Origin of the sequence: Emticicia sp. 21SJ11W-3, from assembly GCF_024138715.1 — a bacterium.
GTDB lineage: Bacteria > Bacteroidota > Bacteroidia > Cytophagales > Spirosomataceae > Emticicia > Emticicia fluvialis.
Genome location: NZ_CP092074.1, coordinates 1,474,034 through 1,491,673, shown reverse-complemented (window position 1 = coordinate 1,491,673; position 17,640 = coordinate 1,474,034). Strand labels below are relative to the sequence as shown.

Below are 17,640 nucleotides of genomic sequence, written 5' to 3'. Positions count from 1 at the left end.
GGTAAAAACAGGACTCAAAAAATCAACAATTAGACTTGTAAAAAACACACTTAATGAACCCTTATGCCCATTAAGTGGGGTATTTTGAAAAAAAATTTTTAATTTTTACACTTAGCTATCAAAAAAAATATAACTTTACGACATGCTTAAATTTATTACAATAATAAAGCGTATTTTTTCAAAAATCTGAACAAAAACTCACATGAAAATTGCAGTCGTTGGAACGGGATATGTTGGTCTGGTTACCGGCACCTGTTTTGCTGAAACAGGGAATCAGGTTACATGTATAGATATTGACAGCCGTAAAGTTGAAAAACTTAACAAAGGCAAATTAACCATTTATGAACCAGGCCTTGATGTAATATTTGAGCGCAACACCAAAGAGGGGCGTTTGACTTTTACAACCAACCTTGCTGAGGGCATTAAAGACGCACAAGTTATTTTTCTAGCCTTGCCAACCCCTCCGGGTGAAGACGGCTCAGCCGACCTAAAGTATATTCTTGGGGTAGCCAACGACCTGGGCCCTTTGTTAGAAAACTATACCGTAATTATAGATAAAAGTACTGTACCTGTAGGAACAGCAGAAAAAGTGCATGACCGCATTGCGGCCAACGCCAAAGTTGAATTTGACGTGGTTTCTAACCCTGAGTTCTTAAGAGAAGGGGTAGCAGTAGAAGACTTTATGAAGCCTGACCGCGTAGTAATTGGCACAAAGTCAGATAAGGCGAAAAAAGTAATGGAGAAACTATATGCTCCGTTGGTTCGTCAGGGTAACCCAATTATTTTCATGGACGAACGCTCTGCAGAGATGACCAAATATGCTGCCAATGCATTCCTTGCCATGAAAATCACGTTCATGAACGAGATAGCCAATCTTTGTGAAAAAGCCAATGCCAATGTAGATGACATCAGAAGAGGTATCGGTACCGACAGCCGTATCGGTAAGCGATTTTTGTTTGCAGGTATAGGCTACGGTGGTAGTTGTTTCCCGAAAGATGTACAGGCACTTGAAAAAACGGCTAACGATTTTGATTACGATTTCAGAATCCTGAAATCGGTAATGAAAGTAAACGAAAAACAAAAAACCAAGCTGGTAGCCCCATTGAAGAAGTACTTCAACGGAGACCTGAAAGGAAAAACCATTGCCATGTGGGGGCTTGCTTTTAAACCGCACACTGACGATATCCGTGAGGCACCGGCATTGTATAACATAAAAGAGCTAAGAAAAGCAGGTGCTAAAGTGGTTGTATATGACCCTGAAGCAATGGAGAACGTGCGTGGCGTAGTAGGCAAAAAAGTAAAATATGCTAAAAACCCATACGAAGCAATTCAGGATGCTGATGCATTAATGATAATGACAGAGTGGCCTGAGTTCCGCACGCCTGACTTTGAAAAAATGGATGGCAAACTAAAAAATAAGGTAATTTTTGATGGCCGTAACCTTTATGAACTAAAAGACATGAAAGATTTGGGCTATACTTATTACAGTATTGGTAGAGATACCGTAGAGGCATAAGTTAAATCAGAAAACTATCAGGCTTAGATCCCCTATCCTGCTTAGTTTTCTGATTAAAACAAAGTAATCAGGGGAAATTCAATATCATTTTATGAAAAGAGTACTCATTACAGGGGGCGCCGGATTTTTAGGCTCTCACCTATGCGATAGATTTATCAAAGAAGGCCATTACGTAATTGCCATGGACAACCTCATTACCGGCGATTTGCGTAATATTGAGCATTTGTTCAAGCATCCTAATTTTGAATTTTATCATCACGACGTCAGTAAGTTTATCCATGTGCCGGGTAGTATTGACTATATCCTGCATTTTGCATCGCCGGCCAGCCCGATTGACTACCTGAAGATTCCGATTCAGACACTTAAGGTTGGGTCTTTGGGTATACATAATTGCCTTGGCCTTGCACGCGTAAAAAAAGCCAGAGTTCTTATTGCCTCTACTTCTGAAGTTTATGGAGACCCGCTCGTGCATCCTCAAAATGAAGAATACTGGGGGCATGTAAACCCGGTTGGCCCAAGAGGTGTTTATGACGAAGCCAAACGCTTTCAGGAAGCCATGACTATGGCCTACCATACCTATCATGGTCTTGAAACAAGAATTGTACGTATATTTAATACCTATGGACCGCGTATGCGCCTGAACGACGGCCGCGTATTGCCTGCATTTATTGGCCAGGCTTTGCGTGGTGAAGATTTAACGATTTTTGGCGATGGCTCGCAGACGCGCTCGTTCTGCTACGTTGACGACCTCGTTGAGGGCATCTATCGTTTGTTGCTGTCAGACTATGCGTATCCGGTTAATGTCGGTAACCCGGCTGAAATAACCATTAAGCAGTTTGCCGAAGAAATCATTAAATTAACCGGTACTGACCAGAAGATTGTTCATAAGCCGCTGCCAAAAGATGACCCAAAGCAACGCCAGCCCGATATTACCAAAGCAAGGGAAATATTAGGATGGGAGCCCAAAGTAAGCCGTGCAGAAGGTTTAGCCATTACATACAACTATTTCAAAAGCCTGCCGAAAGAAAGGCTCTACGAAGAAGCCATTCATCGTGATTTTGAAAAGAAATAAATAACAAAACCGGAGGCGCTCAGTCTCCGGTTTTTATTTTAGAAACTTTTTATGAAAGTTTTTATGCCCCAAGCGCAGTATTTGCCGCCAAAAGGTAGGCATACCTGACAGCCCGTAAAGATGACGTATCGACATTTTATTGAAAACTCGTACATTTACAAACGTTTTCAACATACAAACTGTTTTAGAATCAAAAACAGTAATATTATTAATAGAATGAAGTTAGACCGAATAGAAGATGCCATTGAGGATATACGCAATGGAAAGATAATTATAGTAGTAGACGACGAAGACCGCGAAAACGAAGGAGACTTTATTTGTGCTGCCGAGAAGATTACCCCCGAAATGGTAAATTTCATGATAAAAGAAGGCCGCGGGCTGATGTGCACACCCATAACAGCCAAACGCTGCGATGAACTTCAGCTAAGCATGATGGTCGGTAAAAACACAGCACAACACGAAACAGCGTTTACCGTCTCAATTGATTTACTGGGCAACGGTTGTACCACAGGCATATCAGCCAGCGACCGCGCCAAAACCATTCAGGCGCTGGTAGACCCGGCAACTAAGCCTGAGGATTTCGGGCGACCGGGGCATATTTTCCCGTTGAAAGGGGTAGACGGCGGGGTTATCAGAAGATCTGGCCATACTGAGGCTGCCATTGACCTGGCTACACTGGCAGGACTCAGCCCCGTTGGTGTTTTAATAGAGATTTTGAATGAAGATGGCACAATGGCCAGACTACCCGAACTACGTGAAATTGCAGATAAATTTCAGCTAAAACTGATAAGCATCAAAGATTTAATTGAGTATCGCCTTCAGAAAGAATCACTCATTAAAAGAGAAATTGGTGTTCAAATGCCTACCGAGCACGGTTACTTTGATATGATTGCCTATCGCCAGCTTGATAATGAGCAGTTGCATCTGGCCTTAATTAAAGGCACCTGGGAGCCGGACGAACCAGTTATGGTGCGGGTTCACTCGTCATGCGTTACCGGAGACATTTTCGGTTCTTGCCGCTGCGACTGCGGGCCTCAGTTACATGCCGCTATGGATATGGTTCAGAAAAACGGCAAAGGCATTGTATTGTATATGAATCAGGAAGGCCGTGGCATAGGGCTGCTGAACAAACTGAAATCGTATAAATTGCAGGAAATGGGAAGAGACACCGTAGAAGCAAATCTTGAGCTTGGCTTTAAAATGGATGAACGGGACTACGGTGTAGGAGCCCAGATTCTACGGGACTTAGGCGTTAAAAAAATCAAACTTATATCTAATAATCCGAAAAAAAGAGCAGGTTTAATAGGATACGGGCTCGAAATTGTTGAGAACATAGCCATAGAGATTTCTTCTAACCCCTACAACGAAAAATACCTGCAAACCAAACGCGATAAAATGGGGCATAAGATTATGGGCGCTTAAAATATTAGGCGTGCATAACAATTTCTTAATACTGAAAAATAGTACTTAATCAATAATTTTCATTAAATATTTTACAAAATATTTAATATCAAGCACTTATGTAAAGAAAACACATGGGTGCTTGTTTTTTTTAGGGAAAATTTTTAAGACCTTTGTCAAGGCAATATAATCTGCTTGATGAATTTTACTTCGAACATTTCTAACTCCAAAAAAAACATGATGCAAAAATCTACTTTTTTGCGAGGAGCGTTTAGTCTCCTTGTTGGAATTCTATTTGCGTTTCAAGGCTTTGCTCAGGTTACAACCTCATCTATTACAGGTTTGGTTACTGACACCAAGGGCGATGGCCTACCCGGTGCAACTGTAGTTGCAGTGCACGTACCCTCAGGTACAAAATACGGAACCGTAACTAACGCAACCGGCCGTTACACTATTCCAGCCGTACGTATCGGTGGACCTTATAAAGTAACTTTTACTTTTGTTGGCTTTAAAGACCTAGTAAAAGAAGGCATTATTGCCAGTCTGGGTTCAGCTGCCAACGTAGACGCATCGTTAAGCGACGAAGGAACGATTCTTGACGAAATTAAAATTACTTCAAGCCGGAGTGACATTTTCAGCTCTGACAGAACCGGTGCCTCTACTACCATCAGTAAACAAGCTCTACAATCATTACCAACCATCGGTAGCCGCTCAATAAACGACTTCACCAAATACAACCCGCAAGGTAACGGGCGTTCTTTTGGTGGTCAGGACAGCCGTTTGAATAACTTTACTGTTGACGGTTCGGTTTTCAACAATGGTTTTGGTCTTGGCTCTGAAGCGCAAGCCGGTGGCCGTACCAACTCTACCGCCATCTCTCTTGATGCCATTGAAGAGGTACAAATCAACGTTGCTCCGTTTGATGTTCGCCAGTCTGGTTTCGTAGGTGCTGGTCTGAACGCCGTAACACGCTCAGGTACAAACGAAGTAACAGGATCGGTTTATCACAGTTTCCGTAACAACAGCAAAACTTTTGTTGGTACAAAAGCGGAAGGCTTCCCGGTAACTTCAGGTACTTTCGACGAGAAAGTTTTAGGTTTCCGTGTAGGTGCTCCTATCATCAAAAACAAATTGTTTATTTTCGTGAATGGCGAGTTCCAGAGAAGAACTGTACCTGCCTCAGCATTTGTAGCCAAAGGGTCTAACGCCGGTAACCCTACACGTGTTGAAAAAGCCGATATTGAAGAAGTTAGCGCATTGGTTAAACAGAAATTCGGTTATGAAACAGGCCCATACGAAAACTATGATGACGAAACATCTTCAGATAAGTTTCTTGCCCGTTTAGACTACAACATAAACGATAAACACAAAGCTACTGTACGTTATACTTTCCATAACTCACAAGACTACGTAACTATCAGCAATAGTTCATCTGCTGGTTTTGGTAACCGTATAACAGCCAACTCATTGTCGTTCAAAAACTCTGGTTATTTTATTCAGGATAACACCCGCTCTATTGTTGGTGAGTTGAACTCAACTTTTGGCGGTAAAGCTGCAAATAACTTCATTATTGGCTATGACCACCAGAATGAAGACCGCGCTTACGCCGGGTCTATGTTCCCTACCATTGACATCCTGAATAACAATGCCACTTATATTTCAGTTGGTTTCGACCCGTTTACGCCTAGTAATAAGCTAAACTATGGTACATTCCATATCACTGATAACTTTACGCTTTTCAAAAACAAGCACACGCTTACTTTTGGTACCAACTACGAGAACTACAAATCAAATAACTTGTTCTTCCCGGCTTCTAACGGGGTGTGGGTTTACAACTCTTTAGACGATTTCAGAAAAGCCATGAACGGCGACAACAGCGTTGTAGCTAATATGTTCCAGTATCGTTACTCAGCTTTACCTGGTGGCGCTGATCCATTGCAGGTATTGAAAGTTAATAAGTTTGACTTATACGCTCAGGATGAATACCAGGTGTCGCGTACTTTCAAGCTAACTTATGGTGTTAGAGCCAGCGTTATTGCTTTTGGAAATACAGCTCTTGAAAATTCTGTTATATCTGCCCAGACATACAAAAATATGGATGGCGCTTCTTACAAGGTTAACACAGGTACTTTACCAGATGCCAAAATTCTTTGGGAACCACGCGTAGGCTTTAACTGGGATGTTACCGGCAACCGCAGTACGCAGGTACGTGGTGGTACAGGTATTTTCACAGGCCGCCCACCGTATGTATTCGTATCTAACCAGATTGGTAACAATGGTATCCTGACAGGTTTTATAGACCAACGTAATACCTCTGCATTCCCGTTTGTTAAAGATGCAAGCGTTTATACACCTCCAACGCCAACGTTGCCTTCTACGTTTGATATTGCCGCTACAGACGCCAATTACAAATTCCCGCAGGTTTGGAAAACAAACCTTGCTGTTGACCAGAAACTTCCATTTGGTTTAGTTGGGTCGGTAGATTTCATCTACAATAAATTCCTTAACTCGGTATTGTATTTTGATGCTAACCTTGAAACAGCCACTGGTAAATTCAACGGCCCTGATACCCGTGACCGTTTCCCGGGTTCTGGCTTAACCGGTTCAAATCTTAATAATGCTATCCGTATTAACGATAACGTATCTCGTGCAGCGATTCTTACAAGCAAAAATGCAGGTGAAAACGTAATGTTGACTTTCAAACTTGAAAGACCATGGACAAAAGGCTTCTACGCCATGTTTGCCTATACTTATGCAAAAACCCGTGACCTGATGAGTGCCGGTTCAATTGCCTCTGGTTCGTTTACAGGTGCCAGAAGTATAAATGGTAACAACAAACTTGGTTTATCATACAGCGACAACGACATACCTCACAGATTAGTAGGTACTGCCAGCTACAGAATTGAGTACGGTGGTAAGTTTGGTGGTGCAAGCCAGGTTTCATTAGGTTATGTTGGTGGCACCGGTACAGGCCGTTACTCTTACACAATTGCAGGTGATATGAACGGCGATGGTATTGCAGGTAATGATCTCCTGTTTGTACCTCTTAAAGCCTCCGATTTAAGATTCGTTAACACTACTGTAAGCGGTACTACCTATACTGCCGAGCAGCAAGCAGCGGCTTTCGATAAATTTATTGACCAGGATCCTTACCTGAGCAAAATGCGTGGCAAATATGTTGAGCGTAACGGTGCTATCCTACCTTGGTTACATCAGTTCGACTTGTCGTACATTCAGGAGTTCTTCGTGAACGTTAAAGGTAAACGTAACACTTTCCAGATCAGAGCTGATATCCAGAACTTTGGTAACCTGCTTAACGGAAATTGGGGTATTGGTAAATTTGTAAGCAACGCATCGCCTCTTGCTTTTGCTAGTGTTACAACAGACGGTACACCTCAATACAGATTAAACACGCAAACATCAAGAACCACAGATGGTAAAACGATTACTACCAAAACTGAGTTATTGAAAGATACTTTCCAATCAAGAAGCTCAGCAACTGATGTTTGGAATGCACAGTTAACCCTTCGTTACATCTTTAACTAAGATTAAACGAATACCAGAAATAAAGGAAAATCCTGCCTCGAAAGAAGCAGGATTTTTCCTTTTAAGAAGACTCCATTACATCCATTGTAATACACTTACATGAGCAAAAAAAATCCTGCCCCGGCCGGCAGGATAACGGTGTGCATTGTAAAGCGTCATTAACCTGATATTTCTGAAACCTCATCGTCACTGAATTTTGCCCCAACCGGTGGTCGGTAGGCCTGGAAAGGAATTTTCAGTAAACTGCCCAGGCGGTCGTTCTCTTCAGGTTTCATGTGCGTATCTATACCATACACCAGTTTGGTGCGGTCGAGCGTCTTGAAAGTACCTAAGAGCCTGTCCCAAATCGAAAATATATTTCCGTAATTAGAATCTGTATAAGGCTGAACATAATGATGATGTACTTTATGCATATCCGGCGACACCAGCACCCAGCTCATGGCGTTATCGAGCCATTTGGGTATCACGATATTGGCATGGTTAAACTGTGATAATAGTACTGATATAGACTGATACATGAAGACCATCCACATGGGCGCTCCGGCAAGCACAACCCCCACTGTAGTAAATATGAACCTGAAGACACTTTCGCCGGGATGATGCCTGTTAGCCGAGGTGGTGTCTACATGAGTATCTGTATGATGAACCAGATGAAACCGCCACATCCATTTTACCTTATGCTCTGCCCAATGCACAAACCATGCACTAATCAGGTCGAGAAGCATTAGTCCAAGCACAGTGTACAACCATAACGGCATTTCAGGTAACCATTGTAAAACTCCGAAATGATTGGCAACGGCCCAGTCTGAAGATTTGAGGAGTATAAACGCAAGAACAAAATTAATAACAACCGTAGTAAGCGTAAAGAATATATTAATACCGGCATGCTTAATTTTGTTATATTTAAAGCTGAAAAGCGGCACAGCACTTTCAATCAGCCAGAAGAAGGCAATCCCTCCTACGAGTATGGCACTGCGATGCGACGAAGGAATTGTTCTGAAATACTCAATTATGTTTTCCATAAATCAACAATTGATAAGTAGGTAGAGTTAAAATCTAAAGCCGAAGAAATTTAGCCAGAAATAAAATTTTTACAAAATATTGGCTACAATTTATTATATTTTTTCTTTAATTTGTAATATTAACTATTCACACATTACTAACCTAATTAGCCTGTATGCAAAAGTGCATTTTCCTTGACAGAGACGGAGTACTCAATGAAGACAAGGTAGATTATGTTTATAAACTAGAAGATTATATTATACCTGAAGGCGTTGTAGACGGATTAAATCTGTTGAAAAACGCCGGGTACCTGCTTATTGTAATAACTAATCAGGCAGGTATTGCCAAAGGACTTTATAGCCGTGAAGACGTAATGAATTGCTATGATTTTTTACAAAGCCAATGTGGCGGTGTTATTGACGATATTTACTTCTGTGCGCATCATCCACAATATACTTCTGAGTCGTTACTTCGCAAACCAGATTCTCTTATGCTTGAAAAAGCCATGGCAAAATATAATATTGATGCAGCGCACTCTTACATGATCGGCGATGCCGAAAGAGATGTAAAGGCAGGAATAAAAGCAGGAGTAAAAACTATACATATTGCCACAGGTAAGGAAAATACCCAACTGGCCGATTACAGTTTCAGTAATCTTCTTGAGGCATCAAAATTTATAACCGAAAACCCGGCCTGATAATATTTGAGGTGGTTTATGACCTTAACCATAAACCACCTCTGCTATTAACAATGGCTTTTCTCAGCTACACTCTTTGGGGTAGTTTTACCGTATGCCGGGCATTGCTGACGGCGGCACGAGGCCATCAATGCACCTGCTAAAAGAAAAAGAATGAGTACTTTAGCCTTCATTTTGTATTACATATCAGTTCTAAACAAAACGCTTAAATCCTCAGTTTATTTTATACAAGCGCATCTTCTGCTGTTTTCTTATTCTTTTTTGCAGCTCCGTTACCCGGTATGGTGTGGGTCTCTTTCTTTTTGCGAGACTTATACCCCAGTATTTCCATCATTGAGTTGCTTTCCTGTTCATCTGCAAAGAGTTCGGTAGTAATATTTCCCTCAGCATCCAGATTCACCAGCACGTGCTGTGGAGCCGGAATCAGGCAGTGCTGAATACCCCCATAACCACCCAGCGATTCCTGATAGGCGCCTGTATGGAAAAACCCTATATACTGGTCTTCGTTCTCAATATCAAAAATGGGCAGATACAAATCTTCTGAGTGTGCTTCTGTATTATAAAAATCCTGGGAGTCGCAGGTTAACCCGCCCAGATTTACCTTTTCATAGGGGCTGTCCCAGTTGTTAACAGGCATCATGATGTACTTCTGGCCAATACCCCAAGAGTCAGGCAGCTGAGTAATAAATGAGCCGTCAATCATGTACCACAACTCACGGTCATTCTGTTGTTTTTTATCAATTACCTTGTAAATAACTGCGCCGCTTTCGCCTACTGTATAACTCCCGAACTCCGTAAAAATATGGGGTACAGGAACATTATTTTTATTACAAATCCACTGAATATTTTCAATAATTTCGTCAATCATTGCCTGATAATCATAATTAAACACCAGCGAGGTCTGAATTGGCAGCCCCCCTCCAATGTCTATCGAATCAAGGTCGGGGCACATCTTCTTCATTTCGCAGTATTTAAACATAAAGCGTGTCAGCTCAGACCAATAGTAGGCGTTATCTTTTATACCTGCATTGATAAAGAAATGCAGCATTTTTAACTTGAAATTAGGATTGGGCTTTATTTTATCCTTATACAAATCATTGATGTCGCTATACCTAACCCCCAGCCTTGATGTATAAAAAGCAAAGTTGGGTTCTTCATCTGTAGCAATTCTTATACCCAGATTTACTGTTTCTGCCTTAGAGTTCTGAAGATAATAGTCAATCTCTTTCAGGTTGTCCAGAATCGGAATACAATTTACAAAGCCGTCGTTATGCAGCGCCGATATACCGTCCAAATACTTTGGTCTTTTATAACCATTGCATATTATATAGGTATTTTCATTGATTTTCTCTTCTTCATACAACGACCTGATGATGTCAATGTCAAATGCAGAAGAGGTTTCAAGGTGAACGTTACTTTTAAGAGCCGTTTCTATAACAAACTTGAAATGCGATGATTTCGTACAGTAACAATAGGTATAGCTTCCTTTGTAATTATATTTTTTCATGGCATTTCTGAAAAGCAGCTTTGCGTTTTCTACATGCTCTGAAATTTTGGGTAAATAACTGATTTTGAGAGGAGTGCCATACTGCTTAATAATATCCATCAGTGGTACGTTATTAAACATCAGTGTATGTTCTTCATCAACACCGAATTCCCGCGTCGGAAATTCAAAAGTTTGTTCTATTAGGTCTATGTAACGTTTCATCTCTAAGTAAAATGCATAAAATTTTTAAAGGTTTTGTAATGATAAAGCCTATCTCTGACTAAAATAGTGTGCAAATGTGATATAAATTTAACAACTTTGCAACTGATATTTGTAACACAGTTTTAATACCTGTGGTTCATATTTTTTTATTACTTTTATTTTTTGCAATTATCACCTGAAACCCCCGAAGACAGGTTCTTGAAAACGTCTGGGTTTGTGAAATACTAATTATAAATGAGCCAAAAAATTCACTTTATCGCTATAGGTGGCGCTGTGATGCACAACCTGGCCCTTGCGCTACAAAAAAAAGGATATATCGTAACCGGTTCAGACGATGAAATAAACGACCCTTCAAAAAGCCGCCTGGCTGCTGCCGGTATCTTACCAGCTGAATTAGGGTGGTTTCCTGAAAAAATAACGAAAGATCTAGACGCTGTCATATTAGGAATGCATGCTTTTGCAGATAACCCCGAGTTGGCAAAAGCCCAGGAACTCGGCCTGAAGGTGTATTCGTTCCCGGAATATATTTATGAACAAAGCCTAAATAAACTAAGGGTTGTAATTGCGGGTAGTCATGGCAAAACAAGCATTACCAGTATTATTTTACACGTTTTAAAATACCATAATAGAAAGTTTGACTATCTGGTAGGAGCTCAGATTGAAGGTTTTGACATTATGGTAGACCTGAACGACGACTCGCCGGTTATTATTATTGAAGGTGACGAGTATCCGGAGTCAAAAATACATCTCAAATCTAAATTCTTATTCTATCATCCGCACGTGGCGCTTATCAGCGGTATTGCCTGGGACCACTTCAATGTTTTCAAAACTTTTGATAGTTATGTAAGCACTTTTGAAGAACTGGCAGACGGCCTGCCCAAAGCCGGAGCTATTGTGTATGATGAAACCGACGATATAGCCAAAGTAATTGGTGAAAAAGACCGTGCCGATGTAGCTAAACTGCCGTACAAAGCACACCCTTATAAGGTTGAGAACGGTAAATGCGTGCTATTGGTAGGAAAAACAGAAGTGCCTCTTGAGATTTTTGGCGAACACAACATGAAAAATCTCAATGGCGCCAGACTCATACTAGACCGCCTGGGGATTTCAGACGAACAGTTTTATGAGGCTATTCAGCATTTTAAGGGAGCATCTAAACGTTTAGAAAAACTCGGCGAAAATGCCAATACGCTTGTATTCAGAGACTTTGCGCATGCGCCGTCTAAACTGAAGGCTACTACCAATGCCACCAAAATGCTGTACAATAATCGCCGGCTTATAGCCTGCTATGAACTACATACATTTAGCAGCCTGAACAAAGATTTTCTACCACAGTATGAAGGCACAATGAACGATGCCGATGTGGCTGTGGTTTTCTACTCGCCTCATACTTTAGAAATGAAGCGTCTACCGGCAATTTCAGCAGATGAAATAAAGAAGGCCTTTGGCGACGAAAACCTGCTGGTATTTACAGAGCGAGAGCAGATAGTTGATTACCTGCTTGAGCAAAACTGGTTTCAGACTAACCTGTTAATGATGTCGTCTGGCACATTTGGCGGACTGGTTTTGCCGGAACTCACCAAGAGGATTCTTGAAAAAGAGGTAAAAGAAGAGTTTCCGAAGGTAAAGGTAATATCGCAGAGTAAAGAATCTAATTCGTGGTCAGGTCTGCTTTCGCAATTCAAAAAAGTATTTGATTCAGAATAATACCTGCAGGTAGAGGCACTCCTGGTTGCCTCTACCTGTATTTCAAAAACGCCCAGGCTTTTCTGGTCTTCAGGTAATTTAAGTCTTCCTGGTTGGCGTAGGCCTCTTTCTCAAAACCGATTCTTCTGTAGGCTGTCCACCATTCGCCACATCGTAAATAATGATACACCCACTCGGCAACATACCAGATATAAAACGGTATCACTAACAATTCCAGTTGCTGGCGTATATGTATCCACTCATGATTAATCAGGACCTTATCCGGGTTCCGGGGTCTGACAATTATAAACGGAAAAAGCGTAATTCCGTTTATTCTACTGAATGGTATTCCTTTAATAATAATCATCGGGTCAAAAATAAGAAGTATTTTGTTCATTAGAAACATTCTATTTTTCATCAGCCATTTATGTTAATTTTCGAGCATTTAAAGCCGATTATCACAAAATAATTAGGAAACTATCCAATCCTTTCACACCTTTACGGCAACATTTAAACCCATTAACTAAACCAATCAATGAAAAAAGTAAGCTTTTTCGTATCGGCATTTCTGATTAGCACCTTATCTTTTGCCCAAACAGCCGAAGACATTATTAATAACTATGTAAAGGCTATCGGTGGCAAAGAAGCTATATCAAAACTGAAAGATATAACCATGAACCTGACCGGTGAAGTACAAGGTGCAAGCCTTGAAGTAGTGGTGCAAAAAAAATCACCCGGTAAATTTCTGCAAGCCATCAGCGTAGTGGGTATGGGAGAAGTTCAGAAACAGGTGTATGATGGCACCAAAGTGCGTGCCTCTGGTATGCAAGGCTCAGAAGATATTACTGACCCTGAAAAAGTAAAAGCGGTAGCCATGCAGGCATATATAGCGCCTGAGGCAGAATATACCAGCCTTGGAGCCAAACTGAACTATGTTGGTAAAGAAAAAATCAACAATGCAGATGCCCACAAAATTGAGGTTACAATAGGAGCAGTTAAAATGACCGAATATTATGATGCTACTACCGGCCTGAAGGTGCGTCAATCACTTACTGCCGAAACTCCGATGGGTTCTCAAACCATTATTACTGATTTCAGCGACTACAAAGACGTAAGCGGTGTAAAAATGCCATATAAACTGAATCAGGATTTAGGAATGGCTCAGTTGGAACTGAAAGTTGATAAAATTACTGTAAATACTAACCTGGCAGACAGCCTGTTTGAAATTAAGTAAAACAATGCCTGAAATATTTTATAAAAAGAGGAATAGCCTGCTGGGCTTATTCCTCTTTTTTTGCAGTTATGCCCAAGCGCAAAACCGCTATGAATTTACACATCCGCAAATGGGTACCATGTTCAGAATTGTGCTGTATGCCGCCGATTCTACTCAGGCACTCAGGGCATCTCAAAAGGCGTTTATCCGGTTAGATACCCTTAATATTATATTGAGCGACTACCGCGAAGACAGCGAAATAAATACCCTTTGCCGCACATCCGGCTCTGGCGCTTTTGTAAAAGTCAGCAACGATTTATGGCGCATCACACAAGCGTCAATAAAGGCAGCCCGCCTTACCGATGGCTATTTTGATATAACCATTGGGCCTATGACACAACTGTGGCGCCGTATGAAACGCCAGCAACAATTGCCGACCGATAAGCTGATTGAAGAAGCCCGTGCAAAAGTTGGCATTGAAAACATAGTACTTCATAAACAGGAAAAGACTGTTATGTTAAAGAAAAAAGGCATGAGGATTGATTTTGGAGGCATTGGTAAAGGCTATGCAGAAGATGAAATGATGCAGACGCTTAAAACAGAGGGTATCCGCTCTGCCATGATTGAAGCAGGAGGCAACATTGTGGTCTCTGCTGCTCCGCCAAAAGAAAAAGGCTGGAAAGTTACCATCAACAATGAGGATTACTACCTGAAAAACTGCGGGATTTCAACTTCAGGAGACAAATACCAGTTTGTTGAAATTGATGGCAGGAAATATTCGCACATACTAGACCCCAAAACCGGAATAGGCACAACAGAACCTAAACAGATTACGGTTATTACCAAAGACGGCACCAGCTCTGAGTGGCTTTCGAAAGGAATATATCTGATGAATAATGAACAAGGACAAAAACTGGCCAGAAAATTAAAGGCAAGGGTTTTCTAATATTACTGCTTACGGTCTTTCAATGAATAAGTAAGTTTATTTATAGTAAATACCTCCCGGTTAATCAGGCTGTTATCTTTTCTGACGGTCTGGTATCCATAAACCAGAAAACTGTGTCCATACCACGCTACCAGGCTGGTCCGGTCAGTATCTGTAATTTTTTCTGTTTCAGTGCCTGCTTTTAAATCAAAGCTGTCAAGGTCTTTTACTTTTTCATTTTTACGTACTATCACGGTCTTTATCTGGTCTTCTTCAGGATATGCCAGTATAAAAAAATCGTTCTGATGGGTTATCTGTACCATAGGGTTCAGCTCACCCGATTGCACTTCTTTCAGCGAAACGCTGTTATCCCAGACTAATTTGCCGTGGTGGTCAAACCCGCAAATAATGGCGTGCGTATATCTGAAATTATTGTACACCTCGCCCCCAATCCTATAATTACGCCATGTACTTATACTGCCATTAGATGGTGACTTATATTCAGGATAGAATACTTCGGCTACCATTAACCATCCGTCGGGTGTGGGTATTATGTTGTGCAAAAGTAAACGGTTGCGGAGCTTCACTTCTTTACCCTGCTGCTTTTTTTGTCTTATTTTTGCTTTTATCTTTTCTTCTTTTCTTGGTTTCAAAAAGCTGAAAAAATTATCCAGGTCAGAAAAATCTATGTATTGAATTTTAGAGTCATGATCGAGCCTCTGCAGATAAAACCCAATTGAAAGCGGAGAACATCCCTCGGCGTAATTACCCAAAAGTATAGGGGAGCCGTTGGCCATGGTCAGAATCTTGCCAGAAATGGGCGTTTTCTGTTTGTCGCCCAGATTTAAAGTCCGTAAATGTTTACCCTCATAAGAGTAAGTTTTTACAATGTACTGGCAATTTCTATCGTTTTTCAGCATCACCAGTAGCAAGCCATCCTCATAATTCACGTCCATCTCGCTGATTGACAAATGATTGGCGTGGATTTCTGGTAAAACTTTTGAGGTTTTATCGAAGAAATTAAACATTACCACCACCGGGCGGTCGTTAAATTTGCCACCTATAAATCCTTTACTCTGCAATACCACAAAATGGTCTATATCCATATTAGTAAGCAGGTTGCCCTCAATATAGGTTTTGTCGCCGGTTTCAAGGTCAAGCCTTAAAACACCTATATCCGTCTTTTCATGTTTTTTAAAGAGACTAAACAAAAAACGCTCGTTCTGAAAAGTTCTTATTAAGTTAAATTCATCTTCAACAGCAAACGGAGTTTTCCATAATTCAACCAGGCTACTGTCAAATCTCACAAAATCGATGGTCTTTTTGCGCTTGTATAAATCTTCTTTTGAATGAAACAGCAAAACGCCCTGTTCGCCTAACGAATACAACTGGTGTTCTTCTTCAGTGCTACTGGCCAGGTCCAGCTCAATTCTTTTTCCCTGCATCAGCTGAGCGCTTGCATCTATTGAAAACAGCCATAAAAATAATAGAGCCAACAGGTAAAGTCTATCAGTGTTTTTCATAAAGCATCTTAAAAGTCAACGGATTACCAGCCCTCGTCTGCCCAATTCTACAACCTCTAAGTTAGACATTTTTCTGTTATCGAGAGAAAATTTCAATAAAGTTTTTACTTTATGAAAGCCCTCATTTCCGGCTGCTCCCGGATTCATATACAGCATGTTGTTCTTTTTTTCGTCACGTAAAACCCTGAGTATATGCGAGTGCCCACAAACAAAAATATCGGGTATCTGCTCTTTCAGTTTTTTCTTAATGGCCGGGTTATAATTAGGTGGTGCTCCGCCTATGTGGGTCATCCAGATACGGTAACCCTCTAACTCAAAAAACTGGTGTTCGGGCAATTGCCATTGTATCTCTTTTGAGTCAATATTGCCAAATACAAAGCGGGTTGGTTTAAACGACTGCAATTGTTCAATAATTGTTACAGAACCCACATCGCCGGCATGCCATATTTCGTCACAGTTTTTGAAATGCTCAAAAACCCGGTTGTCCAGATACCCGTGGGTATCCGAAATAAGTCCGACAGTAGTCATGGAAACGTTAATTTGAAAATGAGGGCCGGCTTTGCAGTTCTTTCAGCTTAATGTATTTCAGACTTGCATAAACAGCCTGTGTAAGTGACCAAACCAACCCTGCATAACCATTAAGGAAATTAAGTCTGATAAAATACTCAACAAAAAAACTTACCGGAAATTTTGTAACTACTTTTAATGTTGAGGCCCGCTTACCTTTTTTGTAGAGTTCAAAAGCACTTCTGGACGAATAGTCGTTCATTTTCTGAAAAAACTCGGCTACATCAGAGAAACTGTAGTGTAACATACTGTTTTTCAATGTTAATGTTTTGCCATCCAGCACCACATCTTCATGCACATCATTTGTATTATAATTCCCGTAGCGCTTATTAAATATCCGGAGGGTAGGTAATTTAGACTCGCGGCCATATTTTAATTCCTTGCCCAGGAAGATAAGTATGCGAGGCACCTTAAAACCCTGATACCCGTTATTGGATTCAAGGCTGGCGTCAATCTCGTTTTTTAGTTCCTGCGTCACCACTTCATCCGAATCTACCACAAATACCCAGTCATTAATGGCCTGCTCAACAGCAAAGCGTTTCTGATTACCAAAACCGTTAAATGCTTTGTAAAAAACGTTACATCCAAATTCTTTTGCAATTTCAAGCGTTCCGTCTGTACTGCCGCTGTCTACAATTACTATTTCGTTTGCCCATCCGGCTACGGCCTCCAGAACCTTTCTGATTGTGCGGGTACTATTGTAGGTAAGTATAACTACCGAAAGATTCATGCGGATAAGCTTTTAATTTCAAAAGTAATATTGTTTGCAGTTTTAACATTGTAA

General features: G+C 40.9%; 14 protein-coding genes. 8 read left to right on the top strand and 6 right to left on the bottom strand.

Going from position 1 to position 17,640, the window contains the following annotated elements:
• The first annotated feature begins 202 nt into the window (after positions 1–202).
• From MB380_RS06315 to MB380_RS06300, 4 genes are all read left to right on the top strand, one after another.
• The gene (locus MB380_RS06315; RefSeq protein ID WP_101725354.1) at positions 203–1,516 is read left to right on the top strand and encodes a UDP-glucose/GDP-mannose dehydrogenase family protein; all 1,314 of its coding nucleotides are present in this window, start codon (positions 203–205) and stop codon (positions 1,514–1,516) included.
• A gap of 91 nt (positions 1,517–1,607) precedes the next feature.
• Entirely contained in the window at positions 1,608–2,588 is a 981-nt protein-coding gene (locus MB380_RS06310; RefSeq protein WP_101725355.1) for a UDP-glucuronic acid decarboxylase family protein, read from the top strand.
• Positions 2,589–2,795: 207 nt separating this feature from the next.
• Complete coding sequence (locus MB380_RS06305) at positions 2,796–4,010, top strand: bifunctional 3,4-dihydroxy-2-butanone-4-phosphate synthase/GTP cyclohydrolase II (protein WP_253535539.1); 1,215 nt, start codon at positions 2,796–2,798, stop codon at positions 4,008–4,010.
• Between the two features lie 216 nt (positions 4,011–4,226).
• A complete protein-coding gene (locus tag MB380_RS06300) occupies positions 4,227–7,535 on the top strand; it encodes a carboxypeptidase regulatory-like domain-containing protein (protein ID WP_253533944.1) in 3,309 nt (1,102 codons plus the stop codon).
• Positions 7,536–7,693: 158 nt separating this feature from the next.
• Here the strand turns inward: MB380_RS06300 and MB380_RS06295 are convergent, their stop codons facing one another.
• Entirely contained in the window at positions 7,694–8,557 is an 864-nt protein-coding gene (locus tag MB380_RS06295) for a sterol desaturase family protein (RefSeq protein ID WP_253533943.1), read from the bottom strand.
• Positions 8,558–8,712: 155 nt separating this feature from the next.
• Here MB380_RS06295 and MB380_RS06290 point away from each other — a divergent pair, with 155 nt between their 5' ends.
• Positions 8,713–9,234: an HAD-IIIA family hydrolase gene (locus tag MB380_RS06290; protein ID WP_101725357.1), complete on the top strand. Its 522-nt coding sequence runs from the start codon at positions 8,713–8,715 to the stop codon at positions 9,232–9,234.
• A gap of 223 nt (positions 9,235–9,457) precedes the next feature.
• On the opposite strand, the gene MB380_RS06285 is transcribed toward MB380_RS06290, so the two are convergent.
• Complete coding sequence (locus MB380_RS06285; protein ID WP_253533942.1) at positions 9,458–10,942, bottom strand: arginine decarboxylase; 1,485 nt, start codon at positions 10,940–10,942, stop codon at positions 9,458–9,460.
• A 234-nt stretch (positions 10,943–11,176) separates the two neighbouring features.
• Here MB380_RS06285 and murC point away from each other — a divergent pair, with 234 nt between their 5' ends.
• A complete protein-coding gene (gene murC / locus MB380_RS06280) occupies positions 11,177–12,649 on the top strand; it encodes a UDP-N-acetylmuramate--L-alanine ligase (RefSeq protein WP_253533941.1) in 1,473 nt (490 codons plus the stop codon).
• A gap of 31 nt (positions 12,650–12,680) precedes the next feature.
• Here the strand turns inward: murC and MB380_RS06275 are convergent, their stop codons facing one another.
• Positions 12,681–13,025 (bottom strand): hypothetical protein, encoded by a 345-nt coding sequence (locus MB380_RS06275; RefSeq protein WP_253533940.1) that lies wholly within the window; start codon positions 13,023–13,025, stop codon positions 12,681–12,683.
• Between the two features lie 138 nt (positions 13,026–13,163).
• Between MB380_RS06275 and MB380_RS06270 the strand changes: the two genes are divergently transcribed.
• Both MB380_RS06270 and MB380_RS06265 read left to right on the top strand, forming a co-directional pair.
• Positions 13,164–13,862 carry a hypothetical protein gene (locus MB380_RS06270; RefSeq protein ID WP_253533939.1) on the top strand — a complete coding sequence of 233 codons (699 nt, stop codon included), beginning with the start codon at positions 13,164–13,166 and terminating at the stop codon, positions 13,860–13,862.
• 4 nt (positions 13,863–13,866) lie between these two features.
• A complete protein-coding gene (locus MB380_RS06265; RefSeq protein WP_253533938.1) occupies positions 13,867–14,787 on the top strand; it encodes an FAD:protein FMN transferase in 921 nt (306 codons plus the stop codon).
• Positions 14,788–14,789: 2 nt separating this feature from the next.
• Here the strand turns inward: MB380_RS06265 and MB380_RS06260 are convergent, their stop codons facing one another.
• From MB380_RS06260 to MB380_RS06250, 3 genes are read right to left on the bottom strand one after another with little or no spacing between them, the layout of a single operon-like run.
• Positions 14,790–16,289 carry a hypothetical protein gene (locus tag MB380_RS06260; RefSeq protein WP_253533937.1) on the bottom strand — a complete coding sequence of 500 codons (1,500 nt, stop codon included), beginning with the start codon at positions 16,287–16,289 and terminating at the stop codon, positions 14,790–14,792.
• Between the two features lie 15 nt (positions 16,290–16,304).
• A complete protein-coding gene (locus MB380_RS06255) occupies positions 16,305–16,817 on the bottom strand; it encodes a metallophosphoesterase (RefSeq protein ID WP_253533936.1) in 513 nt (170 codons plus the stop codon).
• Between the two features lie 7 nt (positions 16,818–16,824).
• Positions 16,825–17,586 (bottom strand): glycosyltransferase family 2 protein, encoded by a 762-nt coding sequence (locus MB380_RS06250; RefSeq protein WP_253533935.1) that lies wholly within the window; start codon positions 17,584–17,586, stop codon positions 16,825–16,827.
• Between the last annotated feature and the right edge of the window lie 54 nt (positions 17,587–17,640).